Below are 25,686 nucleotides of genomic sequence, written 5' to 3'. Positions count from 1 at the left end.
CGGTCGTAATGAACGGGGCGATCAACCTCGCCGAAAAGTTCGCGCTTTTCGACGAGCATTGGTCGCCGCGGCTCGCCGGGCGCTACAACGGCAACGAAATCCGGCTGGCCAAGGCCGCCGGCGATTACCACTGGCACAGCCACCCCGACACCGACGAGCTGTTCCTCGTGATAGAGGGACAGCTCGAAATCGACTTTCGCGACCGCACCGCCAGCCTCGGGCCGGGCGAGATGATCGTCGTGCCGCGCGGCACCGAGCATCGCCCGCGCGTGCCCCACGGCGAGGTTTCCATGCTGGTGATGGACGCCGACGGCACACCGAACACCGGCGACCCGGCCACGGCGAAAGTCGTCACCGCGATCTAGTGCAAGGATTTGGGAATTTCGGTCTTTCACAAGTCCGAAATTTTCGTCTATGCGATAAACAACCGCGCGGGCGGACGAATCCGCGTGCGCAAGACAGGAGAGAGACCCCCATGTTCACCCACGTTTTCCTCGGTTCGAACGACGTCGAGCGCAGCCGCAAGTTCTACGACGCGGTAATGGACGTGCTCGGTTACAAGAACGTCGCTCCGCCCGAAGCCGGCCGCCTGATCTACGCGGGTCCGCAGGGCACCTTCATCGTCGGCAAGCCGCTCAACGGCGAACCGGCTACGGTCTCCAACGGCCACACGCTGGGCTTTGCCGCGCCGGACGACGAGACGGTGGCCCGGTTCCACGAAGCCGGCGTCGCTAACGGCGGCACCGACGAGGGCGGCCCCGGACCGCGCGCCGCGGCCCCAAACCAGTCGCACGGCGCTTACTTGCTCGATCCGGACGGCAACAAGATCTGCGCCTTCCACATGCGCCACTGAGGAGGCTGCTATGCCGCTGTTCACCCACGTCATGGTCGGCACCAACGACAAGGAAAAGGCGCGTGCGTTCTACGACGCGACGTTCGGGGTGCTTGGCATTTCCGGCATGAGCACCCCCAACGGTGCCTTCTACGGCGATCCCGAAGCACGCGAAGGCATGTTCGGGGTCGTTACCCCACGCAACGGCGAACCGGCGACCTGCGCCAACGGCGGCACCATCGGCTTCCCGGCAAAGGATCGCCCGACGGTCGATGCGTGGTACGCCGCGGGCATGGCCAACGGAGGCAGCGACGAAGGCCCTCCGGGCGAGCGACCGTGGGGCGACCCGCCGATGTACGGCGCCTACCTGCGCGACCCGGATGGCAACAAGCTTTGCGCCTTCTGTCCTCCGGGTGCGTGAGAGAGCCGAACTGACCTGATGTCGATAGCGACCGCCCTGATCCTGTTCGCCTGCTGGTGGCTGCCGCCGCTGATGCTGGCGCTCGTGCTCAAGGTGACCGGGCAGACCGAGCTCGACTGGCGCTGGTTCGGCGTGGCGGCGCTGACCTATGCGCTCTATTCGCTGGCCGGGTACTGGACCCTGCCGGCAGACGTCGCCTCGCTGCCCGCGGAAGCTCGCTGGTACAGTCGCATTGCCCAGCTGGCGATTGGAGCTCTGATCGCGGCACTTCTGTGGAAGCGGCACAAGCTCCTCACCGCAGAGGGGCTCGGGCTGACCTTCAGGCAAAAGCCCGGCTCGTTGCCGTGGTCGCTGCTCGGTATCGCTCTGCTCGTCACGCTCGGCCTCATGCCGGGCGGGATGGACGCCGGGGCGGGCGACGTGCCGGGATCTCTCGGCTTGCTCTATCACCTGACCCTTCCGGGCATCGAGGAAGAGCTGATGTACCGCGGGCTCGAAGTCTCGCTGCTCTCCGCCGCGCTGGGCGGCACCGCCAAGGCGATCGGCTGGGCGGCGGTCATGGCGACCATGGTCTTCGCTCTCGCCCACGGAATAGTTCCCAATGGCGCCACGATAGGCGTAAGCCCCTTCATGATCGGCTATGTCGCGCTGGCGGGAACAATCCTCGTCGCCATGCGCCTGAAGAGCGGGAGCCTGGTCCTGCCGGCCGTGGGCCACAACCTCATCGGCCTCGCGATGCGGCTGGCCTGAGGAGAGACGGACGATGGAACGCGTCAGCAATGCGATGTGCTTCGGCGGGAGCCAGGGGGTCTATACCCACCACAGCTCCGCCACGGGCACGCCGATGACCTTCCAGGTCTTCATTCCCGAACACCGCACCAACCAGACGCTGCCTGTGCTCTGGTACCTCTCCGGCCTGACCTGCACCCACGCCAATGCGATGGAAAAGGGCCACTACCAGCGCGCCTGCGCCGAGCATGGCGTGGCGCTGATCGGCCCCGACACCAGCCCGCGCGGTGACGATGTGCCCGACGACGAGTCCTACGACTTCGGCAAGGGCGCAGGCTTCTACGTCGATGCGACGCGCGAACCGTGGAAGGCCAACTTCCAGATGCGGAGCTACATCGAGCGCGAGTTGCCCGAACTCATCGCCGACGAGTTTCCGATGCTCGACATGAACCGGCAAGGCATCACCGGCCATTCGATGGGCGGGCACGGCGCGCTGACCATCAGCCTGCGCAATCCCGGCCGCTTCCGCTCGACCAGCGCGTTCGCGCCGATCGTCAGCCCGATCAGCTGCCCGTGGGGCGAGAAGGCGCTCGGCGGCTATCTCGGCAACGATATCGTCGCCTGGCAGCAGTACGATGCCTGCGCGCTGATCAAGAACGGCGCCCGCCTGCCCGACCTGCTGGTCGACCAGGGCCGCGCCGACCAGTTCCTCGAGGAACAGCTCAAGACCCATCTGCTGGAAGAGGCCTGCCGCAAGGCGGGCATTCCGCACACCATCCGGCTCCACGAAGGGTACGACCATTCGTACTTCTTCATTTCCACGTTCATCGCAGACCACGTCGCGTGGCATGCAGAGAGACTGAAGGCATGAGTTCCAAGTCAGAAAAGATCGGCGAGATCATCGCCGAACATCACGGCCGCGAAGGCCCCCTGCTGCCGATCCTGCACGACGTGCAGGAAGAGTTCGGCTGCGTCGACGCCGAGAGCGAGGGACTGATCGCCAAGGGTCTCAACCTGAGCCGTGCCGACGTCCACGGGGTGGTCAGCTTCTACCACGACTTCACCGCCGAGCCCGAGCAGCGCCCGGTGGTGCAAATCTGCCGCGCAGAGGCGTGCAAGGCGCGCGGGGTCGAGGCGATCATGGAGCAGGCCCGCGCCGCCGCCGGCGACCGCGTCAAGCTCCACACCGTCTACTGCCTCGGGCTGTGCAGCGTGGGCCCCAACGCCCGCGTCGGCGACACCCTCCACGCCCGGCTCGACGGCCCGGCGCTGGCCAAAGTGATCGAGAACGCGTGATGGCCGACAAGCGACTTATCAGGATCTCCGACGATGCCCTCGCCCGTGCGCTGGGCGCCGACAAGCTCGCCGCTGCCTACGAGAAGAAGGGCTGCGAGGTTCACCGCACCTCGAGCTGGGGCATGCAGTGGCTCGAACCGCTGGTCGAGATCGACGGCATCGGCTGGGGTCCGGCGACGCTTGAGGACGTCGACGACATCCTCGCCGGCAATGGCGACGAGATCTGCATCGGCCCGATTGCCGCGCACCCCTTCATCGCCAGGCAGCAGCGCCTGACTTTCGCCCGGGCCGGCAAGACCCGGCCGACGAGCATGGAAGACTATGCGGCGACCGGCGGCTGGACCGGCCTCAACCGTGCCAGGCAGATCGGCAGCGAGGCGATCCTCGCCGAAGTCACCCAGTCGGGCCTGCGCGGCCGCGGCGGGGCAGGCTTCCCGGCGGGCATCAAGTGGCAGACCGTGGCCAGGGCGGCGGGGCCGCAGAAGTACATCGTCTGCAACGCCGATGAGGGCGACAGCGCCACCTTCGCCGACCGCATGGTGATGGAAGGCGATCCCTTCCTGCTGATCGAAGGCATGGCGATTGCCGGTGCCGCGGTCGGTGCCGACCAGGGCTATATCTACGTCCGCAGCGAGTATCCCGACGCCATCCGCAAGCTCAATGAAGCGCTTCAGAAGTGCCGGGACACCATCGCTCCGTTCCGATGCGAAGTTCGCGTCGGAGCCGGAGCCTACGTCTGCGGCGAAGAAACCTCGCTGCTGAACTCGCTCGAAGGCAAGCGCGGCGAAGTGCGCGCCAAGCCGCCCCTCCCGGCGCTCGAAGGCGCGTTCGGCAAGCCGACGGTGGTCAACAACGTGCTGACGCTGGCGGCCATCCCGCACATCCTGACCGAGGGCGGGGCCTCGCTCTACGAGAAGCTCGGCATCGAGCGTTCGAAGGGCACGATGCCGATCCAGCTCGCGGGCAACATCAAGCACGGCGGCCTGTTCGAGACCGCATTCGGCATCTCGCTTGGCGAGCTGGTCAACGACATCGGCGGCGGCACCGACAGTGGACGCCCGGTCAAGGCGGTACAGGTCGGCGGGCCGCTCGGCGCCTACCTCCACCCCGACCAGTTCGACATCCCGTTCGACTACGAAGCCTACACCAAGGCCGACGCGCTGATCGGCCACGGCGGCATCACTGTGTTCGACGACACCGCCGACATGGGCGCAATGGCGCGCTTTGCGATGGAGTTCTGCGCCGCGGAGAGCTGCGGCAAGTGCACCCCATGCCGGATCGGTTCGGTGCGCGGGGTCGAGATCATCGACCGCATCCGCGCCGGCGGCCGCACGCCCGACGAGATCGAGCGCGCCCCGCAGATGCACAACGCCCCGCGCCACGGCCGCAGCGCCGGCGACGAGATCGGCCTTTTGACCGACCTGTGCGAGACGATGAAGTTCGGCAGCCTCTGCGCCCTCGGCGGCTTCACCCCCTACCCGGTGATGAGCGCGCTCAAGAACTGGCCGGAGGACTTCACCGGCAAGGCGGCCGCCGAAACGGAGGCGGCAGAGTAAGATGATCCTCGGCGTGGTCCTCGCAGGCGGCAAGTCCACCCGTTTCGGCAGCGACAAGGCGCTCGCCGAGCTGGGCGGACGCACCCTGCTGGCGCGCGCGGTCGACAGCCTCTCGGGATTCTGCGAACTCGTCGTGATCGCCGGGCGCGACCATGGCCCGGCGCGCTGCATCCCGGACTGGCCGCACGAAGGCGAAGGGCCGCTCGGCGGGATTGCGTCGGCCATGCACCATGCGCTCGACGAAGGCTTCGAAACCGTGCTGACCTGCGGCGTCGACAGCGCCGAATTACCCGAGGACCTGCTCGACCTGCTCAGCCCTGCCCCGGCCTATCTGGCCGACCAGCCGGTCATCGGCCACTGGCCCGCCAGCGCCGCGAAGGACATCGAGGCGATCCTCGAAGGCAACGGACGTCACTCGATGCTGGCCTTCGCCAATATGATTAATGCGCGAGCGGTGAAATCCGCGCACGAACCTGCTAATATCAACACACCGGCGGATTTGGCCGCCGCGGAGAAGACCCATGGGATTTGAACGCCAGAAGGATTTCGGGACGCCGGAATCGAAGTCGGAAGACGCGGTCACGCTGACGATCGACGGGCGCAAGGTGACGGTTCCGGCCGGCACCAGCGTCATGCGCGCGGCGGCCGAGATCGGCGGCGACATTCCCAAGCTCTGCGCCACGGACAACATGAAGAGCTTCGGCTCGTGCCGCCTGTGCCTCGTCGAGATCGACGGCGCGCGCGGCACCCCGGCCTCGTGCACCACGCCGGTCGGCGAGGGCATGGTGGTCCACACCCAGACCCCGCGGCTCGAAAAGCTGCGCAAGGGGGTGATGGAACTCTACATCTCCGACCACCCGCTCGACTGCCTGACCTGCTCGGCCAACAACGACTGCGAGCTGCAGGATCAGGCCGCCGCGGTCGGCCTGCGCGACGTGCGCTACGGCTATGCCGGCGACAACCACCTCGACCAGCCGACCGACCATTCGAATCCCTATTTCGACTTCGATCCCAGCAAGTGCATTGTCTGCAGCCGCTGCGTGCGCGCCTGTGACGAGGTGCAGGGCACCTTCGCGCTGACCATCGACGGGCGCGGCTTCGCCTCCAAGGTTTCCGCCGGACAGGGCGAGGACGACTTCCTCTCCAGCGAATGCGTGAGCTGCGGCGCCTGCGTGCAGGCCTGTCCGACCGCAACGCTGCAGGAAAAGAGCGTCAAGGCGATCGGCAAGCCCGAGCGCGCCGTGGTCACCACCTGCGCCTATTGCGGCGTAGGCTGCACCTTCCGCGCCGAAATGCGCGGCGAACAGCTCGTCCGCATGATCCCCTACAAGGATGGAAAGGCCAACCGTGGGCACTCCTGCGTCAAGGGCCGCTTCGCCTACGGCTATGCCAACCACAAGGACCGCATAACTTCGCCGATGATCCGCGATTCCATCGACCAGCCGTGGCGCGAAGTCAGCTGGGACGAGGCGATCAGCTACACCGCGAACCGCGTCCGCACCCTGCGCGACAAGCATGGCGCCAATGCGCTCGGCGGCATCACCTCCAGCCGCTGCACCAACGAGGAAACATTCCTCGTGCAGAAGCTGGTCCGCGCGGTGTTCGGTTCGAACAACACCGACACCTGCGCCCGCGTGTGCCACTCGCCGACCGGTTACGGCCTCAAGACGACCTTCGGCACCAGTGCCGGCACGCAAGACTTCGACAGCGTCATGGAAACCGACGTGATGCTGGTGATCGGGGCCAACCCGACAGACGCGCACCCGGTCTTCGCCAGTCGCATGAAGCGCCGCCTGCGCCAGGGCGCGAAGCTGATCGTGATCGATCCGCGCCGCATCGACCTCGTCCGGAGCCCGCACATCGAGGCGGCGCACCACCTGCCGCTGCAGCCCGGAACCAACGTCGCCGTGCTCACCAGCCTCGCGCACGTCATCGTCACCGAAGGCCTCGCCGACGAGGACTTCATCCGCGCGCGCTGCGACTGGGACGAGTACGAGGACTGGGCGCGCTTCGTCTCCGACGAGAAGCACAGCCCCGAATTCCTCGAACCGGTCACCCGCGTGCCGGCGGAAGAACTGCGCGCCGCCGCGCGACTCTATGCCACGGGCGGCAACGCGGCGATCTACTACGGCCTCGGCGTGACCGAGCACAGCCAGGGTTCCTCGACCGTGATGGCCATAGCCAACCTGGCGATGTGCACCGGCAACATCGGCCGCCCCGGCGTGGGCGTGAACCCGCTGCGCGGCCAGAACAACGTGCAGGGCGCCTGCGACATGGGCAGCTTCCCGCACGAACTGCCCGGCTACCGCCACATCCACGACGTCGAGACGCGCAACCTGTTCGAGAAGGACTGGGGCGTCAGCCTCGATCCGGAACCCGGCCTGCGCATCCCCAACATGCTCGATGCCGCCGTGGATGGCACCTTCAAGGCGATCTACATCCAGGGCGAGGACATCCTGCAGTCCGACCCCAACACCCAGCACGTTGCGGCCGGGCTCGAGGCGATGGAATGCGTGATCGTCCACGACCTCTTCCTCAACGAGACTGCGAACTACGCGCACGTCTTCCTGCCGGGCTCGACCTTCCTCGAAAAGGACGGCACCTTCACCAACGCCGAGCGCCGCATCCAGCCGGTGCGCAAGGTGATGGAGCCAGCCAACGGCTATGGCGACTGGGAGATCACCCAGCTGCTCGCAAACGCGCTGGGCGCCAGGTGGAACTACGAACACCCGAGCCAGATCATCGACGAGATTGCCCGGCTCACGCCGAGCTTCGCCGGCCTGTCGTGGGACGACCTGCTCATTCGCGGCAGCGTGCAGTGGCCGATCAACGAGAAGTTCCCCGACGGATCGCCGGTCATGCACATCGACGGCTTCGTGCGCGGCAAGGGCAAGTTCGTGATCACCGAATACGTGCCCACCGACGAGAAGACCGGCCCGCGCTTCCCGCTGCTGCTGACCACCGGGCGCATCCTGACGCAGTACAACGTCGGCGCGCAGACCCGGCGCACCGGCAACGTCGCCTGGCACGCCGAAGACGTGCTTGAGATGCACCCGGTCGATGCCGAGAATCGCGGTCTCAAGACCGACGACTGGGCGCGGCTGGCCAGCCGCAAGGGCGAAACCACGCTCAAGGTTCTGGTCACCGACCGCGTTGCGCCGGGCGTGGTCTACACCACCTTCCACCACCCCGAGACGCAGGCCAACGTCGTCACCACGGACTACTCCGACTGGGCGACGAACTGCCCTGAATACAAGGTCACCGCGGTGCAGGTCGTGCCGTCGAACGGCCCGTCCGAATGGCAGGAGGAATACACCGAGCTTTCCGAGCGTTCGCGCCGGATTGCCGATTCCACCGCGATGGAGCCCGCCGAATGAGCTCGACCATCGAGACGCTGCGGCGCATGGCCGGCGACATCGCGCGCAATTTCGAGGCCATGGGCCACGAGAACGCGGTGCTGGCGACGGCGGACCACATCTACCAGTTCTGGGACCCACGGATGAAGGCGGCGATCTTCGCCGACGACCGTTCGAAGCTGCTCCCGATCGCGCGCGAGGCAATCGAGCACCTCGCCTCCAAGGGCGATCCGGGTTCGCAAACCCGCGCGACCAAGTTCAACGAAGTCGATGGGGTCGGACGTTCCGACGCGGGCTGACGTCCGGCGCTTCACATCCCCGTTCGGGCTGAGCTTGTCGAAGCCCGCCGGAGTACCGCTAGTGTCCTTCGACAGGCTCAGTACGAACGGAGGTGTGGTTGCCTGACCTCACGGAACATGGCCGCGACGGCAGCAGCCGCCCGATAGCACGCGACTGGGTGCCCGAAGTGCCCGTCGCGCTCGAATTCAACGGCCTCAGCTACGCGGTGATGATGGCCACCCCGGCCGATCTCGAGGACTTCGCGCGCGGGTTCGCGCTGACCGAAGGGCTGGCCGGGGCGCCGACCGACGTGACCGACATCGGCATTGCCGAGACCGAACTCGGCTGGATCGTGCGCTCGCAACTTGCCGGGCTGGGCGTGGAGAAGCTGACCGAACGCGTCCGCACCCGAGTAGCGGAATCGAGCTGCGGGCTGTGCGGGATCGAGAACCTCGAAGCGGTAGGCAGGCCGCTGCCACCTGTGGCGGTGCACGATGCGCTCGACCCGCAGGCGATCTTCGCCTCGCAGGCGGCATTGCGCGACCACCAGCCGCTGACCCGGGCGACCGGCGCGGCGCACGCCGCCGCCTTCTGCAGCCCCGACGGCGCGATCCTCGCAGTGCGCGAGGACGTCGGCCGGCACAATGCCATGGACAAGCTGGTCGGTGCGCTCGCCGCATCAGGGACCGATCCGAGCTACGAAATTTCCGGCGGCTTCATCTTCTCGACCGCGCGCTGTTCCTACGAGATCGTCGAGAAGGCGGTGCGCGCCGGAGCGACGCGCCTCGTCACCGTCTCGCTGCCGACGAGCATGGCGGTCGAGCGGGCGCGGAACTCCGGTCTTTCGCTATGGTGCCTGGCGCGCGGTGACAGCGTGCTGTGCGTCAGCGAGGCTGGTTCCTGACAACGGATACCGGACACGAAAAAGGGCTACCGGAAACCGGCAGCCCCCTATCCGATGTGCCTCTAGTTGCCCGAACTACGGGCTGGTCGGCAGGTCGTTGTTGTTGTCGTCCGACAAGATCAGGATGCCGGCGACGATCGCCACCGCGGCTATCACGACGTACAGGAATGTGCCGTCTCCAGCGAAGCGCTCAGACGCGTTGATCGGCGTACTCTCACGGGCAGCTTCGGCAGCTTGCGCCGTAACCGGCGAAGCGACCAGCCCGAACGCGGCGGTGGCGGCAAGAAAAGTCTTCATATACCTGATTCCCCAACAACTCTAATAGCTACGAACGAATTGAAGATAACACAAAATTTCCGTCCGGAACGACGCTGGAACTCACTTCGTCGTGTCAAGAGCCCGTTGCATCGCAAAAAGAAAGCCCAAAATGGTGCATTGCACAATCAAGGCCAATTGAGGCGATTCGAGAGGCGGCAGTAAATGACTTGCCGTCCCGCTTTAACTTCGCAAAGAGTTTGGCCAAACTCAAAGTCATGAAGTAGATCATCGGCATTGGGCTTATCGGGCGGGCTAGTATCGCCAAGCCACAGGCAGCGCTGACAGCAATAGCGCTCGCCGTTGTTATGTCGCTCCCTGCCAGCCCGGCTCGCGCCGGTGCGTTGGTCAGCCGGACGGCGCCGGCGGCGAAATAACGTAGGGTGCGAGGAGGGCCGAGAGCCGGTCTCGATCCACCGCAAGTTCGACAATTTCCATCGCCAGCCAGCCAATCCGCCCCCCCCAGCTGCCTAGCGTGCAGCGCGCGCAGGTCGAGGCCGACCTGGTGCGCCGCCCAGCCGAGGTTTTCAACCTCGTCGGGGCGGTAGTGCATCCCGTCGGTCTTCTCGCCGAGCAGCGCAAAGCCGAGCAGCTTGCCCTGATCGAGCATCGGCAAGGCCAATGCTCCGGGGAGTGGATGGTCGGCGGAAGCGAGGACGAGCGGCTTGGGCTCGCTCCGAATCGCCACGAACCCGCGCACGTCCTCGGCATATTTCGCCTTCGCCCCGGGGAGCCTGCCCGCGCGCTAGACAACACCATCTTCCTCGCGCATGTAGAGTACCGCTGGAGCAACCGCATAGCGCGCCAGTTCGCCCGCGAAATCGCGGCACAGCGCGGCCTCCTGCTCGAAGTGCCCTACGCTCTCGACAAAAACGGCCCATGCCGCTTCGGCCTTGTGCCAGCCACTGAATAACACCCGCTCGACATGATGCTCGTACCATTCGCGGACGCGGTGGATGACCAAGAACGGCGCCAGCGCGATTCCTGCGTTGATCGCCGCTCCGCCTTCGTGCCAGGCCTCAGGAATGAAGTGCTCGGCGCTCCATTCTAGCAGGCCGAAGGTCGCCAGCAGGATGAAGGTCACCGCGCCGTAGACCAGCGTGCGGTTGACCGCGGAGCCGAAGTCAAACAGCCCCTGCTTGAGCGTCGCATATGTGAGCAAAGCGAGCTCCACGAGGGCCATGAGCACCCCCGTCGGTCATCAAGACGGCGCGACCGCTGAAGCGAGAGATGGAAAGCATGCGGCCCCCCACGAGGAAAGCGCCAAATACAGCCAACGCGATCTTGAGGCGGTTGCGCCCGGTCTAATCGTTGTGGCAATAGTCCCAGGCGATGATTGCAACGGAGCCCAGCAAACTCAGGTTTCCGGCGATGCCCGCGGAGGGTTGCAATTCGATCGGAAGGCGAATGGCGTAAGATCCGGTAAACCTGTTGATAAAGAACAGGATCGTCATGGCTCCGGCCACCGCCCAGACGACATGCGAGATCCGCCTGTTCGCTGCGACGCCGGAAGTCTCCAGCGCGAAGCCGAGCTGAAAGGCCGCGAAGAATGACGAGATCGAAGTGTCGGCCAGCCAGAGCAGAGCGAATACCCTGGCAGACACCCAAGTCAGCGGTGCAGGACGCGGATGCAAAGCAGCATCAGTCCGAGGAGGAGCGCGGCACGATTGCCACGTGCGCGTATGACCAAAAGCGTGCCCTGCGCAATCGCCGCCCACAGTTACAGAATATTGAGGAAACCGATCGCGACCAGCGTCTCCGGAGTCTGGATCATTGCGATATACGCGTCTGCGGTCGTCTCGACGGTAGATTCGAGGCTGAATAGCACCGCCGGCAGCACACCAGCCAGGTCAGCGGACCGCGCACATTGTGCCAGACTTCACTCACGCCGCGACGCCCTCGACCAAGCACATCGACGATGCTGTCGGGATGATCCGTTCGAGCTTCCACCCGTTGTCGGCGCAGAGCCGGCGGAATTCGGCCTCGGTGCGTTCCTTGCCGGCGGAGAAGATCATCATGGTCACGACCATGAACTTGGCGGGCGAGAACTCGGGTCCGTCCGGCACCACGGCGTCGGCCACCAGAAGCTTCATGCCCGGATTGACCCCGGCGCGGCAGGCGGAGAGGATCTTGCCGGCCATCTCGTCCGACCAATCGTGGCCGATGCGCTTCATGATTTAGGCGTCGGCCTCAGCGGGGACGCTTACGAACATGTCGCCGGGCATGATCGCAGCGCGGTCGCGGTAGGGATCGAGTGGGGTCTCGGCCATCTCGGCGATGACCTGCGGCAGTTCGAGCAGCGTGGCCTTGAGATCGGGCGCGCTGGCGAAGATCGCCGAGAGGAACAGCCCGTGCCCGCCGGCGACCTCGACCAGCGAGCCGAACTGTGCAAAGTCGTAGGCTTCGACGATCGCCGGGACCTCGGTGGTCGAGAACGAGGTCATCGCGCGGTTGAAGTTGAGCCCTTCCTCGGGGTGGTCGCTCAGGTATTCGAACGGCGCGACGCCGTAGATCAGATCGATCGCGTCCTTGCCGGTACGGACCGCGCGGTGCATCGCCGCGTCCGCACGCACGTGCCAGTCGTCGCCCGAGAAGATCGCCACGTCGCGAGCGTTGCGGGAACGTCGGAGCGCAGCACTTCGCTGAGTTCGGTCTGCTCCCACGTGCCGTCCGGCCTCTCGCGCAGCACGCCAACCGCCTCGGTCGCGCGCAATACGCAGTACAGCAGGTCGTGACGCGCGCCGGTCGCGGCGGCGAGTTCGTCGAGCGGCTTGGCACCGTCCACGACGAGGTCGGGAACGTCGAGCCGGACAATGGCGGAAACGGCGGCGGTCTACATCAATCCGAGCATTAGGCCAATGACCTGCGCTGTAGGCGGCAAAGTTCGCATGGCGAATCCCCCAAATTCGACCCCGGCAATGGCTAGCACGCCAACCCGAATGAAAAATCGCGTTCCTACAAGTACTTGATTCTGAGAGATTCCCACCGACTCTTTCGAATCGTAGGTGCGGTAATCGATCCCTTCCGGCAGCGCGGCAGCGCGTCGCCAAAGGTCGCGGCGGGGTGATTCCGATATTCGCTTAGAATATTGTAATAAAATACAATTATAAAGACGCGGCCGAAGAAGAATACGCTATCTTCGTCATCTTCGGCTCAGCCGGAAGACAGCGTGCTCGGCCCGCCAGTTGGCTCCGGACCGCCCTATCTCGCGTCCGCCGGAGAAGAACCAGCAATCCTCAACCGTCACGTTCTTGGCACACAGTAGGTCGCGGAAGTCCTCGACCGTGACGTGGTGGATGTTCTGCGTTTCGTACCAGCTCACCGGCAGGTGCCGGGTCACCGGCATGCGGCCCTTGGCGAGCAAGGCGGCGCGCATCCGCCAGTAGGCGAAGTTGGGAAAGCTGACGAAGGCCTGGCGTCCGACTCGCAGCAACTGGTCGAGCATCAGGTCGGGGCGCGCGGCGGTCTGCAGCGTCTGGCTTAGGATGGCGACGTCGAACGCGCCATCGGGATATTCGGTGAGGTCGCGGTCGGCATCGCCCTGGATGACGGAAAGGCCGCGGGCGACGGCGCGCTCGACCAGTTCGGGATCAATCTCGAGACCGCGGGCATCGACGTGGCGCGTTTCGCGCAGCACCGCCATCAGCTCGCCGTCGCCGCAGCCGACATCGAGCACGCGGACCCCCTCGGGCACGTTCTCGGCGATCTTGGCGAGGTCGGGGCGAAGGCTCACTCAATGAAGCCTTTCACCACCCGGTCGAGCGCGGGGACGTTGAGCAGGAAGCTGTCGTGGCCGTAGGGCGCGGAAAGCTCGACGAAACTCACCGGCGCGGCGACGGCATTGAGGGCGTGGACGACGTGGCGGGATTCCGCCGTGGGGTAGAGCCAGTCAGTGTCGAAGCTGACGAGGCAGAAGCGCGCGTCGCTCCTGGCAAAGGCATCGGCGAGCCGCCCGCCGTGCTCCTCAGCCAAGTCCAAGTAGTCCATTGCCCGGGTGATGTAGAGGTAGGCGTTGGCGTCGAAGCGGTCGGTGAAGGCGATGCCCTGATAGCGCAAGTAGCTCTCGACCTGGAAATCGGCGTCGAAGCCGAAGCTCTTGGCCTCACGATCCTGCAAACGCCGGCCAAACTTCTCGGTCAGCCCTTCCTCGGAAAGGTAGGTGATGTGCGCGGCCATGCGCGCCACCGAGAGGCCCTTTTCCGGTCCCTTGCCTTTCCCGTAGTAGTCGCCGCCCTGCCACTCTGGATCGGCCATGACCGCCTGTCGCCCGACCTCGTGGAAGGCGATGTTCTGTGCCGAATGGCGCGCGGTCGTGGCGATGGCCAGAACCCGGTCGGCCCGTCCGGGGAAGTTGGCGGCGAAGCTCAGCGCCTGCATCCCGCCCATCGATCCGCCGACCACCGCGTGAAGCCGCCCGATGCCGAGCGCGTCGAGCAGCGCGACCTGCGCGCGGACCATGTCGCGGATGGTGATGACGGGGAAGCGCATCGCGTAAGGCGCGCCGTCAGGTCCGGCGCTGGCCGGGCCGGTCGAACCCATGCAGCCGCCGACGACGTTGGCGCAGATCACGTGGTAGCGCGCAGTGTCGATCGGCTTTCCGGGGCCGACCATGCGGTCCCACCAACCGGGCTTGCCGGTGATCGGGTGGCTGCTCGCGACATACTGGTCGCCGGTCAGCGCGTGGAAGACCAGTATGGCGTTCGACTTGTCGGCGTTGAGCTCGCCATAGCTTTCGTAGGCAAGGCGCACGCCGGGCAGCTCCTGCCCGCTATCGAGCGGCAGGGGGGCGTCGAGCACGATGCTCTTTGCGTCGAGGGCGACAGCGCTGGCCATGGCGGCGGGATGTAGGGCACACGCAAGTGCTGTCAATTGCCGCCTGCACCCGCTATGCGCGCCGCGGTTATGAGCGAGCGGCCTGAAATGAAGCCCCAAATGAAGGAATGGATCAAGGGTATCCATGTCTACGTGCCCGGCAAGAGCGCCGCGGCCGACGGCACGCCGCTAGTCAAGCTCTCCGCCAACGAGAACCCGCTCGGCACCAGCCCGCAGGCGCTCGCCGCCCGCGCCGCGGCCGCCGACCCCGCCGCCTATCCCGATCCCGACAGCACCGCGCTTCGCGTCGCGCTGGGCGAACTGCACGGTATCGACCCTGCGCGGATCGTCTGCGGCACGGGCTCGGACGAGCTGCTCAACCTCGCCGCGCAGGCCTTCGCCGGACCGGGCGACGAGGTGCTGTTCCCGCGCTATTCCTTCGCCGTCTACGACATTGCCGCACGGCGCTGCGGCGGAACCCCGATCGAGGCGGCGGACTGCGACTTTGCCGCCGATGTCGATGCGCTGCTGGCCGCGGTCACCGAGCGGACGCGCGTCGTCTACCTCGCCAACCCGAACAACCCGACCGGTTCGTACCTCCCACGCGGCGAGGTTGAGCGGCTCCACGCCGGGTTGCCCAAGGACGTCCTGCTGGTCGACGACCAGGCCTACGCCGAATACCTCGCGCCGGGGGAAGACGATGGTGGGCTGGCGCTGGCGGCGGCGTACGACAACGTGCTCGTCACCCGGACCTTCTCGAAGATCTACGGCCTCGCCGGGGAGCGGATCGGCTGGGGCACCGGCGCGCCGGGCCTGATCGACGCGCTCAACCGTATCCGCGGGCCGTTCAACGTCACCGAGAGCGGGCAGAAGGCCGCCGTCGCGGCGCTGGCCGATCAGGACTTCGTGACCGCCAGCCGCGAGCACAACCGCACCGTGCGCGAGGCCTTCGTCGCCGCGATCGAGGCGCTCGGCAACCACGGCCTGCGCGCGCTGCCGACCGAAGGCAATTTCGTGCTCGTGCTGTTCAACGGGGAGGTGACGGCGGAAGCGGCCCTCGCGGCTATCGCCGGCGCCGGCTACGCGGTTCGCCACTTGCCCGGCCAGGGCCTGCCGCAGGCCCTGCGCATTACCATCGGCACGGCCGAACAGATGGACGCGGTCGCCGCGGCGCTCGGGGAGCTTTGCCGGTGAGTTTCGAGCGCGTCGCCATTATCGGTCTCGGACTGCTCGGCGGTTCGATCGGGCTGGCGGTCGACGAAGCGCTTCCCGACGTCGCCACCACCGGCTTCGATGCTGACCCGGCTGTACGCCGGCGCGCCGCCGAGCGCGGGCTGGCGGGCACGATCTGCGAAACGGCGCAGGAGGCGGTCGCAGACGCCGACCTGGTCATCCTCTGCGTGCCGGTCGGCGCGATGGGCGAGGTGGCGCGCGAGATCGCCCCGGCGCTCAAGCCCGGCTCGCTGGTCAGCGACGTCGGCTCGACCAAGGCATCGATCGCCGCCGCGCTCGGCAAGGCGCTGCCCGGCCACGCGGTGATCCCGGCGCACCCCGTCGCCGGTACCGAGCATTCCGGCCCCGACGCCGGTTTCGCCAGCCTGTTCCACCACCGCTGGTGCATCCTCACCCCTCCAGCCGATGCCGACCCGGCGCAGGTCGACGCGCTCGCCGCGTTCTGGCGCGCGCTAGGCTCGATGGTCGAGATCATGGACGCACAGCACCACGATCTCGTGCTCGCGGTGACCAGCCACATCCCGCACCTCATCGCCTACACCATCGTCGGCACGGCGAGCGACCTCGAGGACGTGACGCAGGGCGAAGTGATCAAGTACTCCGCCGGCGGTTTCCGCGACTTCACCCGCATCGCCGCGAGCGATCCGACGATGTGGCGCGACGTGTTCCTCAACAACCGCGACGCGGTGCTCGAGGTGCTCGGCCGCTTTTCGGAGGACCTGACCGCACTTCAGCGTGCGATCCGCAGCGGCGACGGCGATACGCTGTTCGACCGTTTCACGAAGACCCGCGCCATCCGCCGCTCGATCATCGAGCAGGGCCAGGATGACGCGCGACCCGACTTCGGCCGCAAGGACCACGACGACTAGGGATTGAGCGCGTTGATCGCCTCGTGCACCCGCGCCTCGACTTCGTCGCGCGGCAGGCCCGGGGGGACAGTCTCCATGAAGCGAATGGTGATCGTCCCGCGCCGCTTCCACACACGGTGGTAGGTCGGCCCCGAATCTATCGCCACGGGCACCACCGGCAGTCCGAGCAGTTTGTAGAGCCCCGCAAATCCCGAGCGCAGCGGCGGGCGGGTGCCGTGCGGCACGCGGGTCCCTTCGGGCAAGATGCAGAACGGGCGGCCGGTGCCGATGAACTGCTTCGCCGCAGCAAGCATCGCGCGCAGCCCTTTTGCCCCGGAGTCGCGGTAGACCGGCACCGAACCGTAGGCCATCGCCGCCTTGCCCCAGCCGGGGATGCGGTAGAGTTCCTCCTTGCCGAAGGGCACCGGCATGTCGAACAACGAGCCGAGGTCGATCGCCTCGTAAAAGCTCTCATGTTTGATCGCGTAGAGCGCCTGCTGGGCGATCGGCGTGCCCTCGATCCGCACTTCGATCCCGAGCACGTGGACCACCAACCGGCGATGATAACGTGACCAGGCGTTGGGCCATTCGCGGAAATTCCCGTCCGGCGCGAGAGCCCTTGAGACCAGCGTTCCGATCACGAAGACCGGCGAGCCGCCGTAGAACAGCAGGTAGAAGAGCAGATTGCGCAGGACGGTCACAGGTTGCCCAGCCAGCTCGCCAGCAGCTTGAGATATTCGAGGAACAGGATCTTGAGCGAGGGCTCGCTCGGCACCGCATCCTCGAGCACCCGCACGCCCGGCGGCAGCACCTGCTCGATCTCGTTGGCGCTGCGCCGCATGTGCCAATCGCTGGTGACGAGGCGCAGCGAGCGGTAGCCGCCGTTGCGCACCCACTGCGCCGTTTCGCGGGCGTTGCCGCGGGTATCGAGCGCCGAGAAGCCGAGTACGACGCAGCACTCCATTTCCTCGGGGCTGAGCTTGTATTCGGCGGCGAACTCGTCCGGCTTGACCCCTTCGAACACGCCCGAGACGAGCATCTTCTGCGCCGAGCCTTCGTGCAGCAGCGCCACGCCGCGGTCGATCCGCCCGACGCCGCCGGTCGGCACGACGATCACGTCGGTGCGCTCCTTGTTCGAAGCGGCTTGCGGCAGGGTCGCGGCGAACCAGCCGAAGCCGAGCAGCCAGATCGCCAGCACGAAAGCCGCGAAGCGCGCGATCACAGCATACTCCGCAGGGCGGCGAGGACGGTGTAGCGCGCGGTCAGCAGCGCGAGAACAATTCCGACGACCGGGATCGCAGCGATCAGCGCCCAGTCGACCACGCCCAGTCCACCGCCGCCGACCATGCCGGAATCGAGCGCCGAGAATTGGCGTCCGAGCACGAACAGCGCGGCGACGCCGAGCCCAAGGCCGACCACGCCACCGACGGTCGCATCGGCGGCGATCGAACGCTGGAAGATGCGCGCGATCTGCCCGTCGGTCCCGCCGAGCAGGTGGACGATCTCGATGGTGTCGCGGTTAGATCCGAGCGCGCTGCGCGACGCCAGCCAGACCGCCGCGGCGCTGGTCGCGGCGAGCAGCACGACGAGGCCGATGGCCAGCCATTGCAGCGAGGAAATTGCCTGGAAGACCGGCGCAAGCCAGCTGGCTTGCGCATCGACCCGCGCCGACGGCACCGATGCCGCCAGGCTGTCACGCAGGTCGGCGAGGCGCTGCGCGGTGATCGGTCCCTTGAGTCGGGCGTCGATCAGTGCCGGGGTCGGGATCGCTTCGTCGCCCTCGCCGGCAAAGTCGCCCAGCCACGGTTCGAGCAGCGCGGAGAGTTCCTCGTCGGGCACACGGCGAACGCTGGCGATGTCTTCGCGGTTGGACAGCAGCGCCACCGCGACCTCGGCCTGACGGTTGCGCTCGGCCGGAGCCGCCTCGACCACCTGCACGGTCAGGCCGCCGGCGATCTGCGAGCGGGCGTTGGCGGCGATGTTGCTGAGCGCGAGGCCGCCGGCCGCGGCGATCACGGTCAGCGCGATCATGATGGCGATGACCCACGGCATCGGCCCGGCGAGGCGCGTCTGCTGCAGGATGCCCGAGCGCTCGGCGCCGAAGCGCGGCTGGTGACGTTTCAAGAGTCCGGGCGCGGCCATCAGCCGACCTGTCGCCGTGGCGGGTAGCGCAGCGCGCCGGTGGGATCGTGCAGCCGCCCCTTGTCAAGCCGCATGATGAGCGATTCGGGCACCTTCTTGAGCAGATGCAGGTCGTGGGTGGCGACCACCACGGTCGTGCCGAGCCGGTTGAGCGCCTCGAACAGGCGCAGCAGCTTAATCGCCATGTCCGGATCGACGTTGCCGGTCGGTTCGTCGGCGACGAGGATCTCGGGCCGGGCGATCACCGCGCGGGCGATCGCCACGCGCTGCTGCTCGCCGCCCGACAGCGTCGGCGGGCGCGCTTCGGAACGATGCGACAGCCCGACCCAGTCGAGCATGTCGGCGACCGGCTTTTCGATATCGCTTTCCGGAACGCCGGAAACCCGCAGCGGCAGTGCGACGTTGTCGAACGAAGAGAGATGGTCGACCAGCCGGAAATCCTGAAACACCGTGCCGATGCGGCGGCGCAGGGCGGGCAGCCGCTCGCGCCGCATCGTGATCACGTCGGTGCCGAACATGCGGATCATTCCGCGCGATGGGCGCTGGGCGAGGTAGAGCAGCTTGAGAAGCGAGGTCTTGCCCGCACCGCTCGCACCGGTGAGGAAGTAGAAGCTTCCCGGGTAGAGCGTGAACGACACGTCGCTCAGCACTTCGCGGTCGGTTCCGTAGCGCAGCCCGACGTTGTCGAACTGCACGATGCTGCCCTCCGCCGCGTTCATCGGCGAAGATCCGGCTCGTCGTTTACCCTGATGGCGGAAATCGGCGGCATTCGGGCGGGCTATAGCTTCCTATCAGTGTGGAAAAAAGCCACAGAGGGACGCATGTTCACGGTCGCGCATCTTGTTGCCATGCGCCGCGGGGCGCTAGGCTTGACCCTAGCATGATAATTTCCTGTCCTGCCTGCGCGACCCGTTACGTCGTGCCCGAAAGCGCCGTCGGCGTCGACGGGCGGACGGTGCGCTGCGCCAAGTGCCGGCATTCGTGGTTCCAGGAAGGGGCACCGCCCGAGGCCGTGTCCGAACCTGCGGCGCAGGAAGCGCGGCCGGCCGCCGCGCCGCCACCTCCCCCTCCGCCGACTTCGCGGCCGATCCGGCAGCCCGCGCCGGAGCCCGTCGCCGCTTCACCGGTTGCGGTTGCCGAACTCGAGCCCGAACCGCGCACGACGGCGTTCGACGAACCGCTGCCTCCGCCTGTCAGGAGCGAGCCTCCACCGCCGTTCGAGGACGAGCCTTCGCACTTCGAACACGAGCCCCCGTTCCGGCCGCGCCGCAACTGGCTCAAGGTCCTTACCTATTCAGGGGTCGTCTTCGCGCTCGTCACGGGCGGCCTGATCGCCGCGGTAAGCTATCTCGGCCTGCCCGACTGGGTGCCGGTCAGCCGCCCGACCTTCGCCATGGGCCAGCGCGACCTGCAGCTCGATTTCCCCGCCGACCAGCAGGAGCGGCGGCAACTTCCCAACGGCACCGAGTTCTTCGGCGCCAGCGGAACGATCACAAACATCGGCAGCACTTCGCACGATGTCCCGCCGATCCTCATCGTCCTGCGCGATGCGCGCGACCGGATCGTCTATTCGTGGGAAGTCTATCCGCCCAAGCGCACGTTGGCGCCGGGCGAATCGATGTCGGTGAACGAGGCGGTGACCGATGTACCGCGCGCGGCCAAGGTCGCCGAAATCGGCTGGAAGCCGCAGTAAGCGTCAGCGCCTATTCGAATTCGTAGGTAACCAGGGCCGCGCTCTTGTGCACCTGGCTGCGCGGCGCTTCCGTCGAGTTCGCACTGCTCAGCTCGCCGCCGCGGACCGCCACGCCCCGCAGGATCGTCACCGAAACATCGGCACTGGCGACCTGCGCTCCCTGCCCGCGTCCCTCTTCACTCGCGGCGGGCGCAGCCTGTGTGGCGGCGGCTGCGGCAAGAAGGAAGGCGGCGGCAAAGCTCATGGGCAATAGTTGCCGCGTCGTTCACTATGTTCGCAAGGGGACCGTTAGGGGCGTTCCACAGTGAGAGGACGGGGCGTGCATTTCTTAGCGCTGAGCCGCTTGCAGGGGTGTGACCCCTTTGCTAAGGGCGCGCACCTACCCCGGAGGAGCCGGTGTTAACGGCTCCTTTTTCACGTGCGGTCGTGGCGGAACTGGTAGACGCGCAACGTTGAGGTCGTTGTGGGCGAAAGCCCGTGGAAGTTCGAGTCTTCTCGACCGCACCAAACAGTCCTAAGTTCTTGTAAAAGAACGATATTTTTTCCAGCATTGATGATGAGAAAACACCCCGGCCGGGGTGCCCTGTCCGTCGTCAGAACATTCGGCACAACTCGCGGCGTAGATTAGCGGAGTGCGGGCCTCGTCTTGGGGTTGATGTTAAGCGGCGAGCTTGCGGTGAAGCAAGCGCCGATGCTCGATGGTTTGTCGTTTGATCCTTTCACGCTGTTTGATGATGGCTGGCGCCTTGCCGAAGTCGGCGTCGGCGGGTGTCACGTTATCGAGGCTCTCGTGGTATCGCCGGTGGTTGTAGTGCTCGACGAACGCCTCGATCTGGGCCTCCAGGTCACCGGGCAGGAAGTAGTTTTCCAGCAGGATGCGGTTCTTCAGGGTCTGGTGCCATCGTTCGATTTTGCCCTGCGTCTGCGGGTGGCACGATGCACCGCGGACATGGCTCATCTTGTTAGCCTCGATGTATTCGGCCAGTTCGCCGGCGATGTAGCTGGGGCCGTTGTCGCTGAGCAGCCTGGGCTTGTGCAGCACCGTGGCGCTGTCACAGCCGGAAGCTGCCAGTGCGAGGTCGAGCGTGTCGGTCACGTCCTCGGCCCGCATGTTGGTGCATAGCCTCCATGCGATGATGTAGCGCGAGAAGTCGTCGAGCACGGTCGAGAGATACATCCCGCCCCAGCCGATGATCTTGAAGTAGGTAAAATCGGTCTGCCACATCTCGTTCGGCCGGGTGGTCTTGGTGTGGAACTGATCTGCAGCCTTGATCACGACATAGGCCGGGCTGGTGATCAGGTCGTGGGCCTTCAACAGCCGATAAGCCGTGGCTTCCGAGACGAAGTAGCGCCTCTCGTCGGTGAAGCGCAACGCCAGCTCGCGCGGTGACAGCTCGCTGTGCTCCAGTGCCATCTCGACGATCTGATCTTGCACCTCGGGCGCGATGCGGTTCCACACCCGGTTCGGTGCCGATGGCCGATCTTCCAGCGCTTCCGGGCCACCTTCGAGGAAGCGATCGTACCAGCGGTAGAACGTCCGCCGGGCGATGCAGAGTTGGTCCAGCGTCCGCTTGGCGGTCAGGTGCGACTGCTCGACGATCCGGATTATCTCGAGCTTCTCGGATGCGGGATACCTCATTCGTCGTCGCCCCCATCCGCGATCATGCTTTTTTTGAGCAGCCGGTTTTCCAGCGTCAGGTCGGCCACACATTCCTTCAGGGCACGGGCTTCGCGGCGCAGATCCTGCACTTTGTCAGTGGTCGCGGCACGGGCCGTGTCACCGGCCAGGCGTCGCTTGCCGGCCTCCATGAACTCCTTCGACCAGGTGTAATACAGGCTCTGGGCAAAAAGCTGTTCGCGCAACTCGGACGAGTTAACGTGACAATGCCGACGCCATCGCTTGACAAACTAATAGCGTAATGTTAGTGATACTAACATGGTTATATCATCACTAACTTCATCCACCAAATCCAGTCCTTCACTGCGTGAGGCGCAGGCGGCGCTGACTCGCAACCGTATTCTGAAGGCGGCGGCGTCTCTGCTGGCTGCCGACGGCGATCCTAAAACGATGACCTTCAAGGCGGTCGCGGAAGCCGCCGCGATCACCGAAATGACCGTCTACCGGCACTTCCCCAACCGCGACGCCCTGCTGAAGGGTGTGTGGGAGTACCTCAACGCCCAGATGGACCCACGCATCGGTATGCCGCGGACGGTCGAAGAAATGCTCGGCCAGCATCAGCAGCTGTTTGCCGGTTTCGATCGCCTGTCGGCGCAGATCATCGCTGCCATCGGCACTCCGCAGGGGCGCGAGATGCGCGCCGCGCTTAACGACGATCGGCAGGAAGCCTTCCTCGCGATCGTCGCCGAGGTGGCGCCCCAACTCGACACCAGCCACAGCCGGAAGATCGCCGCGCTGATCCAGCTGCTACACAGCGCCTATGCCTGGGCTTCGTTGCGCGAGCAGTGGGAGCTGAGCGGTGACGAAGCCGCCGAAGCGACCCGTTGGCTGCTCGATCTCATTCTCGAACGAATAAAGGAACCGAACCCATGATTGCCCATATCTCGATGCCCGCCACCGATCCGCGGACAACTGCGCTGCTGCTTGCCGCTCTGATCGATGGCCAGGCCTTCGAATTTCCGGTTGTCCCCGGAGCGTGGATCGCCGTCGCGAACGATGGTTCGGGTCTCGCGGTCGAAGTCTATCCCGATTGTATGGCCCATCACCCGGGGGTGGGAGAAGCCGATCCCACGGTCGAGATCGCCGGTCCGGCGACGATGGCATGGGAAGACCAGATCTATGTCGACGATTACCAGGTGCGCCCATCCGCCTTCCATATGGCGCTGGCGACGCGGCTGTCGGAAATCCAGATCATTGCACTTGCCCAGGAGGCCGGGATCCGCGCCGTCCGTTGCGAGCGCGCCGGCATCTTCGGCCTAGTCGAATTGTGGATCGACGGGACCTTCTTGATCGAAGTGCTTACCGAAGCCGAGGTGGCCCGCTACAAGGGCTTCATGAACCCGGCCGGATGCGCCGGAATGTTCGGGCCGGGACTGGTACCTCAGCTGGCCGCCTGAGCGGGAGTGCTGTCGATGACGCCGAAAGCGCTGCTGTCGCTGTGCCAAGCGGTCACACCCACCGCGGCGGTCGCGCAGGCCAGTACGATCGACGCTTTCATCGCACGGCAGCAGGCGACTAACCACATTCCGGGCATTGTCAGAGCAATTGCACCTTAACCTATTGTCCGCAGCTCAGGGCTGCTGTCAGTCTCGCCTTGTCTCCGGCTTCGCTCCTAGGATCAGAGGCATTTGGCCAAAATTCGGGCTTCCGAAGCTAGTCAATTTCATCCAAAATCGACCAAGTGCAGTTAGTCTGACAATGCCGCTGCTGGCGCCTCGTTAACTCAAGATTCATCGAAAAGGCCCAAGGAGGCCACTACGAGATTGGCCATGGTTCGCGCATTAATTCCCCTTGCTTGCATGATGCTTCTAAGTTGCGCTCCAGATGCGCGAAGCATCAAACTAACTGATGTCGATCTCAGCGACATGGATACAGTGCAAGGGATTCGGTCCCAACTCAGCGCCAACGATGGTGCCATTTTTGCCAATTATGTCGTCAAGCACAGCCTCACGTCCGCCAGCTTTTGCGGTCACCCACTTGTTGACCCTAATGGATATCCGCCAAAAACCGTCGGCGAAGCGATCGAACTCACAATTGTTAGAGACGCGGAGGACCGCGCAGAACGAATTGCAGCACGAAGGCCAAAGAACTCTTGGGAACTCAAGCAAGAGAGATGGGATGACCTAGTTTCGGAGCGGGACATGCTGATCGATTCGCAAAGTATGTTACTTGCCAAACACGGTTCGGAAGCCGAGCGACTTCCCGAGTGGAAGTCAATAGAAGCAAGAAAAGTTGACCTCGAAAGTCGGTTACGTGAGATGAAACCTACAGTGTTCAAATCCTGAACAGCTGCTTTTTGTGACGCACCGCGCCATGCTCTGCGGCGGGGGCAAAGAGTGAGCGAAAATCGGACCTAAGTTTCGCTCGCCTTCCGACCAAGCGCTAGCACTTTTGGAACTGGTCTTGCCCAGCGGTATCGCCCTTAACGCTCAGCCCAAACGCGTTAGGGCGAGTGCCAAGCCAATACGTCTAAACACCGCAGCAAAATCGCCACAACTGAACTCTGGCAACTTAACGTGACCCAGCTTAAGCTTAAGTATTGGGCTTAAGGGTTCGGACCTGCCCTGCCTCCCGCTTGGCAAGTGCGAGCCATGCTTCTTACCATTCAGCTATTCCATCATTCGTGGATGACCGCGCACGAAGAGATTTGCAGCAATGCTTTGTTTAGTCTGAAAGCTGCGATTAGGCTGCTTGTCATTAGTGCATTCCTGACAGTCGTGAATCTCGGCGGTCTTTTCACCATCGGCAAGGACGACACCCATTGAGAGTCATCCCCCTAGTCTGATCGGTGCGATTTCGGGCAAGCGTGAATTCTTCTGAGCGTATTCAAATCCTAATAAAGTGGATACTTGGACAAAATGGTTAATTTCACACGTCATTTAATTATCTGTGGAGTGCTTATTTTGCTGCCATTGAAATATGGCCTTAGTCGAATAGTTGGCAATGTTGACTCGTCATGAAAATTTCCACCTCACTCGTAGACCTCGCGGTCGGTCTCTTGTTTGGCGGCGCATCAAATGCGGCAACGGTGATTTCGTTTGACTTCGGTCCTGGAAATCCAGCTGGCACTTTCCAGTCGGGCATCGGCCCTTTGAATCAGGTTAGCTGTGATTTGGGCCCCACAGGATGCGCTGGCATTTTTACGGCTAGCGGCACGTTCGCGGCCAATCCCGGATGGCAACTCGTTGGTGCAGCCCTTACCACTGGCCCCGCGACGGCGGCTTCAAACAACATCAATTTTACTTCAGCAACCTTGAATGGAATTCCATTTGCCTTTTTCAGTCCTGATGGTGGCATTTCCGAATTCGGCACCATTCCACCCGTGATGATGCAGGCGATTAATATCCTGAATGTTGCCGGCTATACGGGCGGACGCGGGAGTTTTGCGGGCACTTTGTCGTTCGGGAAGGTTGTTCGCGAACCTGAGTTGCCAGTCCCCGAGCCAGCCACATGGACAATGATGATCGTGGGTTTCGCGGTCCTTGGTTTCGCCATGCGGCGTCGCAAGGACGCGAAAGCTGGCAGACGTATCCGGCTTTCATATACCTAAGCTCGCTGCCCGCTGAACGCGTGACCAGGGTCGCTAGCAGCT

At 64.9% G+C, this 25,686-nt stretch carries 31 protein-coding genes, 1 tRNA gene and 2 pseudogenes; 19 read left to right on the top strand and 15 right to left on the bottom strand.

Going from position 1 to position 25,686, the window contains the following annotated elements; all coding sequences use genetic code 11:
• The first annotated feature begins 8 nt into the window (after positions 1 to 8).
• The 11 genes from GRI89_RS10755 to fdhD all read left to right on the top strand — a co-directional run bounded on the left by GRI89_RS10755 (position 9) and on the right by fdhD (position 9,373).
• Positions 9 to 365 (top strand): cupin domain-containing protein, encoded by a 357-nt coding sequence (locus GRI89_RS10755; RefSeq protein ID WP_159795042.1) that lies wholly within the window; start codon positions 9 to 11, stop codon positions 363 to 365.
• 110 nt (positions 366 to 475) lie between these two features.
• Entirely contained in the window at positions 476 to 853 is a 378-nt protein-coding gene (locus GRI89_RS10750; protein WP_159795040.1) for a VOC family protein, read from the top strand.
• A 16-nt stretch (positions 854 to 869) separates the two neighbouring features.
• Entirely contained in the window at positions 870 to 1,253 is a 384-nt protein-coding gene (locus tag GRI89_RS10745; protein ID WP_159795132.1) for a VOC family protein, read from the top strand.
• Between the two features lie 18 nt (positions 1,254 to 1,271).
• Complete coding sequence (locus GRI89_RS10740) at positions 1,272 to 2,003, top strand: CPBP family intramembrane glutamic endopeptidase (protein WP_159795038.1); 732 nt, start codon at positions 1,272 to 1,274, stop codon at positions 2,001 to 2,003.
• Positions 2,004 to 2,016: 13 nt separating this feature from the next.
• On the top strand, positions 2,017 to 2,853 hold the full coding sequence (gene fghA, locus GRI89_RS10735) for an S-formylglutathione hydrolase (RefSeq protein ID WP_159795036.1): 837 nt from the start codon (positions 2,017 to 2,019) through the stop codon (positions 2,851 to 2,853).
• Entirely contained in the window at positions 2,850 to 3,278 is a 429-nt protein-coding gene (locus GRI89_RS10730) for an NAD(P)H-dependent oxidoreductase subunit E (protein ID WP_159795034.1), read from the top strand. Before fghA ends, GRI89_RS10730 begins: the two co-directional genes overlap by 4 nt.
• Positions 3,278 to 4,834 (top strand): NADH-ubiquinone oxidoreductase-F iron-sulfur binding region domain-containing protein, encoded by a 1,557-nt coding sequence (locus GRI89_RS10725; protein ID WP_159795032.1) that lies wholly within the window; start codon positions 3,278 to 3,280, stop codon positions 4,832 to 4,834. Before GRI89_RS10730 ends, GRI89_RS10725 begins: the two co-directional genes overlap by 1 nt.
• 1 nt (position 4,835) lies before the next feature.
• A complete protein-coding gene (gene mobA / locus GRI89_RS10720; RefSeq protein WP_159795030.1) occupies positions 4,836 to 5,366 on the top strand; it encodes a molybdenum cofactor guanylyltransferase in 531 nt (176 codons plus the stop codon).
• Positions 5,356 to 8,211, top strand: a complete 2,856-nt coding sequence (gene fdhF / locus GRI89_RS10715) for a formate dehydrogenase subunit alpha (RefSeq protein WP_159795028.1) — start codon at positions 5,356 to 5,358, stop codon at positions 8,209 to 8,211. The genes mobA and fdhF overlap by 11 nt, the downstream gene beginning before the upstream one ends.
• Positions 8,208 to 8,489: a formate dehydrogenase subunit delta gene (locus GRI89_RS10710; RefSeq protein WP_235913223.1), complete on the top strand. Its 282-nt coding sequence runs from the start codon at positions 8,208 to 8,210 to the stop codon at positions 8,487 to 8,489. The genes fdhF and GRI89_RS10710 overlap by 4 nt, the downstream gene beginning before the upstream one ends.
• 92 nt (positions 8,490 to 8,581) lie before the next feature.
• Positions 8,582 to 9,373 carry a formate dehydrogenase accessory sulfurtransferase FdhD gene (gene fdhD / locus GRI89_RS10705; protein WP_407924978.1) on the top strand — a complete coding sequence of 264 codons (792 nt, stop codon included), beginning with the start codon at positions 8,582 to 8,584 and terminating at the stop codon, positions 9,371 to 9,373.
• Positions 9,374 to 9,448: 75 nt separating this feature from the next.
• Here fdhD and GRI89_RS10700 read toward each other — a convergent pair whose 3' ends face one another.
• The 8 genes and pseudogenes from GRI89_RS10700 to metX form a co-directional block, all read right to left on the bottom strand.
• Entirely contained in the window at positions 9,449 to 9,670 is a 222-nt protein-coding gene (locus GRI89_RS10700; RefSeq protein ID WP_159795023.1) for a hypothetical protein, read from the bottom strand.
• Positions 9,671 to 9,764: 94 nt separating this feature from the next.
• Positions 9,765 to 10,304, bottom strand: a complete 540-nt coding sequence (locus GRI89_RS10695) for a hypothetical protein (protein ID WP_159795020.1) — start codon at positions 10,302 to 10,304, stop codon at positions 9,765 to 9,767.
• A gap of 129 nt (positions 10,305 to 10,433) precedes the next feature.
• Positions 10,434 to 10,871, bottom strand: coding sequence for a hypothetical protein (locus GRI89_RS10690; RefSeq protein ID WP_159795017.1), 438 nt, complete (start codon positions 10,869 to 10,871; stop codon positions 10,434 to 10,436).
• A 121-nt stretch (positions 10,872 to 10,992) separates the two neighbouring features.
• Positions 10,993 to 11,322: a hypothetical protein gene (locus tag GRI89_RS10685; RefSeq protein ID WP_159795014.1), complete on the bottom strand. Its 330-nt coding sequence runs from the start codon at positions 11,320 to 11,322 to the stop codon at positions 10,993 to 10,995.
• Positions 11,323 to 11,571: 249 nt separating this feature from the next.
• A pseudogene (locus GRI89_RS18020) lies at positions 11,572 to 12,243 on the bottom strand (methyltransferase).
• On the bottom strand, positions 12,201 to 12,503 hold the full coding sequence (locus tag GRI89_RS18415) for a methyltransferase family protein (protein ID WP_456236772.1): 303 nt from the start codon (positions 12,501 to 12,503) through the stop codon (positions 12,201 to 12,203). The pseudogene GRI89_RS18020 and the gene GRI89_RS18415 overlap by 43 nt, the downstream one beginning before the upstream one ends.
• A gap of 327 nt (positions 12,504 to 12,830) precedes the next feature.
• Positions 12,831 to 13,421: a methionine biosynthesis protein MetW gene (metW, locus tag GRI89_RS10670; protein ID WP_328598211.1), complete on the bottom strand. Its 591-nt coding sequence runs from the start codon at positions 13,419 to 13,421 to the stop codon at positions 12,831 to 12,833.
• Positions 13,418 to 14,521, bottom strand: a complete 1,104-nt coding sequence (gene metX, locus GRI89_RS10665; RefSeq protein WP_159795005.1) for a homoserine O-acetyltransferase MetX — start codon at positions 14,519 to 14,521, stop codon at positions 13,418 to 13,420. Before metX ends, metW begins: the two co-directional genes overlap by 4 nt.
• Before the next feature lie 69 nt (positions 14,522 to 14,590).
• On the opposite strand from metX, the gene GRI89_RS10660 reads away from it, so the two are divergent.
• Both GRI89_RS10660 and GRI89_RS10655 read left to right on the top strand, forming a co-directional pair.
• Positions 14,591 to 15,694, top strand: a complete 1,104-nt coding sequence (locus GRI89_RS10660) for a pyridoxal phosphate-dependent aminotransferase (protein WP_159795126.1) — start codon at positions 14,591 to 14,593, stop codon at positions 15,692 to 15,694.
• Positions 15,691 to 16,602, top strand: a complete 912-nt coding sequence (locus GRI89_RS10655) for a prephenate/arogenate dehydrogenase family protein (RefSeq protein ID WP_328598210.1) — start codon at positions 15,691 to 15,693, stop codon at positions 16,600 to 16,602. The genes GRI89_RS10660 and GRI89_RS10655 overlap by 4 nt, the downstream gene beginning before the upstream one ends.
• Here GRI89_RS10655 and GRI89_RS10650 read toward each other — a convergent pair.
• The 4 genes from GRI89_RS10650 to ftsE are packed head-to-tail and all read right to left on the bottom strand — an operon-like array spanning position 16,599 to position 19,442.
• Positions 16,599 to 17,282 (bottom strand): lysophospholipid acyltransferase family protein, encoded by a 684-nt coding sequence (locus GRI89_RS10650; protein WP_328598209.1) that lies wholly within the window; start codon positions 17,280 to 17,282, stop codon positions 16,599 to 16,601. The two genes, GRI89_RS10655 and GRI89_RS10650, sit on opposite strands and share 4 nt — an antisense overlap.
• Positions 17,279 to 17,803, bottom strand: coding sequence for a YdcF family protein (locus tag GRI89_RS10645; protein ID WP_328598208.1), 525 nt, complete (start codon positions 17,801 to 17,803; stop codon positions 17,279 to 17,281). The genes GRI89_RS10650 and GRI89_RS10645 overlap by 4 nt, the downstream gene beginning before the upstream one ends.
• Positions 17,800 to 18,723, bottom strand: coding sequence for a cell division protein FtsX (locus GRI89_RS10640; protein WP_159794999.1), 924 nt, complete (start codon positions 18,721 to 18,723; stop codon positions 17,800 to 17,802). Before GRI89_RS10640 ends, GRI89_RS10645 begins: the two co-directional genes overlap by 4 nt.
• On the bottom strand, positions 18,723 to 19,442 hold the full coding sequence (gene ftsE / locus GRI89_RS10635) for a cell division ATP-binding protein FtsE (RefSeq protein ID WP_159794996.1): 720 nt from the start codon (positions 19,440 to 19,442) through the stop codon (positions 18,723 to 18,725). The genes GRI89_RS10640 and ftsE overlap by 1 nt, the downstream gene beginning before the upstream one ends.
• Positions 19,443 to 19,603: 161 nt before the next feature.
• On the opposite strand from ftsE, the gene GRI89_RS10630 reads away from it, so the two are divergent.
• Positions 19,604 to 20,416 carry a zinc-ribbon domain-containing protein gene (locus GRI89_RS10630; protein ID WP_159794993.1) on the top strand — a complete coding sequence of 271 codons (813 nt, stop codon included), beginning with the start codon at positions 19,604 to 19,606 and terminating at the stop codon, positions 20,414 to 20,416.
• Between the two features lie 10 nt (positions 20,417 to 20,426).
• Here GRI89_RS10630 and GRI89_RS10625 read toward each other — a convergent pair whose 3' ends face one another.
• Positions 20,427 to 20,660, bottom strand: coding sequence for a hypothetical protein (locus tag GRI89_RS10625; protein WP_159794990.1), 234 nt, complete (start codon positions 20,658 to 20,660; stop codon positions 20,427 to 20,429).
• 176 nt (positions 20,661 to 20,836) lie between these two features.
• Between GRI89_RS10625 and GRI89_RS10620 the strand changes: the two genes are divergently transcribed.
• A tRNA-Leu gene (locus GRI89_RS10620) sits at positions 20,837 to 20,923 on the top strand.
• Between the two features lie 151 nt (positions 20,924 to 21,074).
• Here the strand turns inward: GRI89_RS10620 and GRI89_RS10615 are convergent.
• Positions 21,075 to 22,276, bottom strand: a pseudogene (locus tag GRI89_RS10615) (IS3 family transposase); the annotation flags it as partial.
• A gap of 76 nt (positions 22,277 to 22,352) precedes the next feature.
• Here GRI89_RS10615 and GRI89_RS10610 point away from each other — a divergent pair.
• The 3 genes from GRI89_RS10610 to GRI89_RS10595 all read left to right on the top strand — a co-directional run bounded on the left by GRI89_RS10610 (position 22,353) and on the right by GRI89_RS10595 (position 24,379).
• Entirely contained in the window at positions 22,353 to 22,967 is a 615-nt protein-coding gene (locus tag GRI89_RS10610) for a TetR/AcrR family transcriptional regulator (protein ID WP_159794987.1), read from the top strand.
• A complete protein-coding gene (locus GRI89_RS10605; protein ID WP_159794984.1) occupies positions 22,964 to 23,491 on the top strand; it encodes a hypothetical protein in 528 nt (175 codons plus the stop codon). The genes GRI89_RS10610 and GRI89_RS10605 overlap by 4 nt, the downstream gene beginning before the upstream one ends.
• A gap of 372 nt (positions 23,492 to 23,863) precedes the next feature.
• Positions 23,864 to 24,379 (top strand): hypothetical protein, encoded by a 516-nt coding sequence (locus tag GRI89_RS10595; RefSeq protein ID WP_159794978.1) that lies wholly within the window; start codon positions 23,864 to 23,866, stop codon positions 24,377 to 24,379.
• A gap of 324 nt (positions 24,380 to 24,703) precedes the next feature.
• On the opposite strand, the gene GRI89_RS10590 is transcribed toward GRI89_RS10595, so the two are convergent.
• Positions 24,704 to 24,856, bottom strand: coding sequence for a hypothetical protein (locus GRI89_RS10590; RefSeq protein WP_159794975.1), 153 nt, complete (start codon positions 24,854 to 24,856; stop codon positions 24,704 to 24,706).
• Positions 24,857 to 25,050: 194 nt separating this feature from the next.
• Between GRI89_RS10590 and GRI89_RS10585 the strand changes: the two genes are divergently transcribed.
• Entirely contained in the window at positions 25,051 to 25,644 is a 594-nt protein-coding gene (locus GRI89_RS10585) for an FxDxF family PEP-CTERM protein (protein ID WP_159794972.1), read from the top strand.
• Positions 25,645 to 25,686 lie beyond the last annotated feature (42 nt).

The organism is Croceibacterium salegens, from assembly GCF_009827435.1.
Lineage (GTDB): Bacteria > Pseudomonadota > Alphaproteobacteria > Sphingomonadales > Sphingomonadaceae > Croceibacterium_B > Croceibacterium_B salegens.
The sequence above is the reverse complement of the archived record's forward strand: the minus strand, read 5'-3'. Positions and strand labels throughout refer to the sequence as shown.

Excerpts from the sequence above, each read along its gene's own strand:
- GRI89_RS10755 (WP_159795042.1), top strand. The coding sequence starts at position 9 with ATGAACGGGGCGATCAACCTCGCCGAAAAGTTCGCGCTTTTCGACGAG.
- GRI89_RS10750 (WP_159795040.1), top strand. The coding sequence starts at position 476 with ATGTTCACCCACGTTTTCCTCGGTTCGAACGACGTCGAGCGCAGCCGC.
- GRI89_RS10740 (WP_159795038.1), top strand. The coding sequence starts at position 1,272 with ATGTCGATAGCGACCGCCCTGATCCTGTTCGCCTGCTGGTGGCTGCCG.
- fghA (WP_159795036.1), top strand. The coding sequence starts at position 2,017 with ATGGAACGCGTCAGCAATGCGATGTGCTTCGGCGGGAGCCAGGGGGTC.
- GRI89_RS10730 (WP_159795034.1), top strand. The coding sequence starts at position 2,850 with ATGAGTTCCAAGTCAGAAAAGATCGGCGAGATCATCGCCGAACATCAC.
- GRI89_RS10725 (WP_159795032.1), top strand. The coding sequence starts at position 3,278 with ATGGCCGACAAGCGACTTATCAGGATCTCCGACGATGCCCTCGCCCGT.
- mobA (WP_159795030.1), top strand. The coding sequence starts at position 4,836 with ATGATCCTCGGCGTGGTCCTCGCAGGCGGCAAGTCCACCCGTTTCGGC.
- fdhF (WP_159795028.1), top strand. The coding sequence starts at position 5,356 with ATGGGATTTGAACGCCAGAAGGATTTCGGGACGCCGGAATCGAAGTCG.
- GRI89_RS10710 (WP_235913223.1), top strand. The coding sequence starts at position 8,208 with ATGAGCTCGACCATCGAGACGCTGCGGCGCATGGCCGGCGACATCGCG.
- GRI89_RS10700 (WP_159795023.1), bottom strand. The coding sequence starts at position 9,670 with ATGAAGACTTTTCTTGCCGCCACCGCCGCGTTCGGGCTGGTCGCTTCG.
- GRI89_RS10690 (WP_159795017.1), bottom strand. The coding sequence starts at position 10,871 with ATGGCCCTCGTGGAGCTCGCTTTGCTCACATATGCGACGCTCAAGCAG.
- metX (WP_159795005.1), bottom strand. The coding sequence starts at position 14,521 with ATGGCCAGCGCTGTCGCCCTCGACGCAAAGAGCATCGTGCTCGACGCC.
- GRI89_RS10660 (WP_159795126.1), top strand. The coding sequence starts at position 14,591 with ATGAGCGAGCGGCCTGAAATGAAGCCCCAAATGAAGGAATGGATCAAG.
- GRI89_RS10640 (WP_159794999.1), bottom strand. The coding sequence starts at position 18,723 with ATGGCCGCGCCCGGACTCTTGAAACGTCACCAGCCGCGCTTCGGCGCC.
- ftsE (WP_159794996.1), bottom strand. The coding sequence starts at position 19,442 with ATGAACGCGGCGGAGGGCAGCATCGTGCAGTTCGACAACGTCGGGCTG.
- GRI89_RS10630 (WP_159794993.1), top strand. The coding sequence starts at position 19,604 with ATGATAATTTCCTGTCCTGCCTGCGCGACCCGTTACGTCGTGCCCGAA.
- GRI89_RS10625 (WP_159794990.1), bottom strand. The coding sequence starts at position 20,660 with ATGAGCTTTGCCGCCGCCTTCCTTCTTGCCGCAGCCGCCGCCACACAG.
- GRI89_RS10610 (WP_159794987.1), top strand. The coding sequence starts at position 22,353 with ATGGTTATATCATCACTAACTTCATCCACCAAATCCAGTCCTTCACTG.
- GRI89_RS10605 (WP_159794984.1), top strand. The coding sequence starts at position 22,964 with ATGATTGCCCATATCTCGATGCCCGCCACCGATCCGCGGACAACTGCG.
- GRI89_RS10595 (WP_159794978.1), top strand. The coding sequence starts at position 23,864 with ATGGTTCGCGCATTAATTCCCCTTGCTTGCATGATGCTTCTAAGTTGC.
- GRI89_RS10590 (WP_159794975.1), bottom strand. The coding sequence starts at position 24,856 with ATGGGTGTCGTCCTTGCCGATGGTGAAAAGACCGCCGAGATTCACGAC.
- GRI89_RS10585 (WP_159794972.1), top strand. The coding sequence starts at position 25,051 with ATGAAAATTTCCACCTCACTCGTAGACCTCGCGGTCGGTCTCTTGTTT.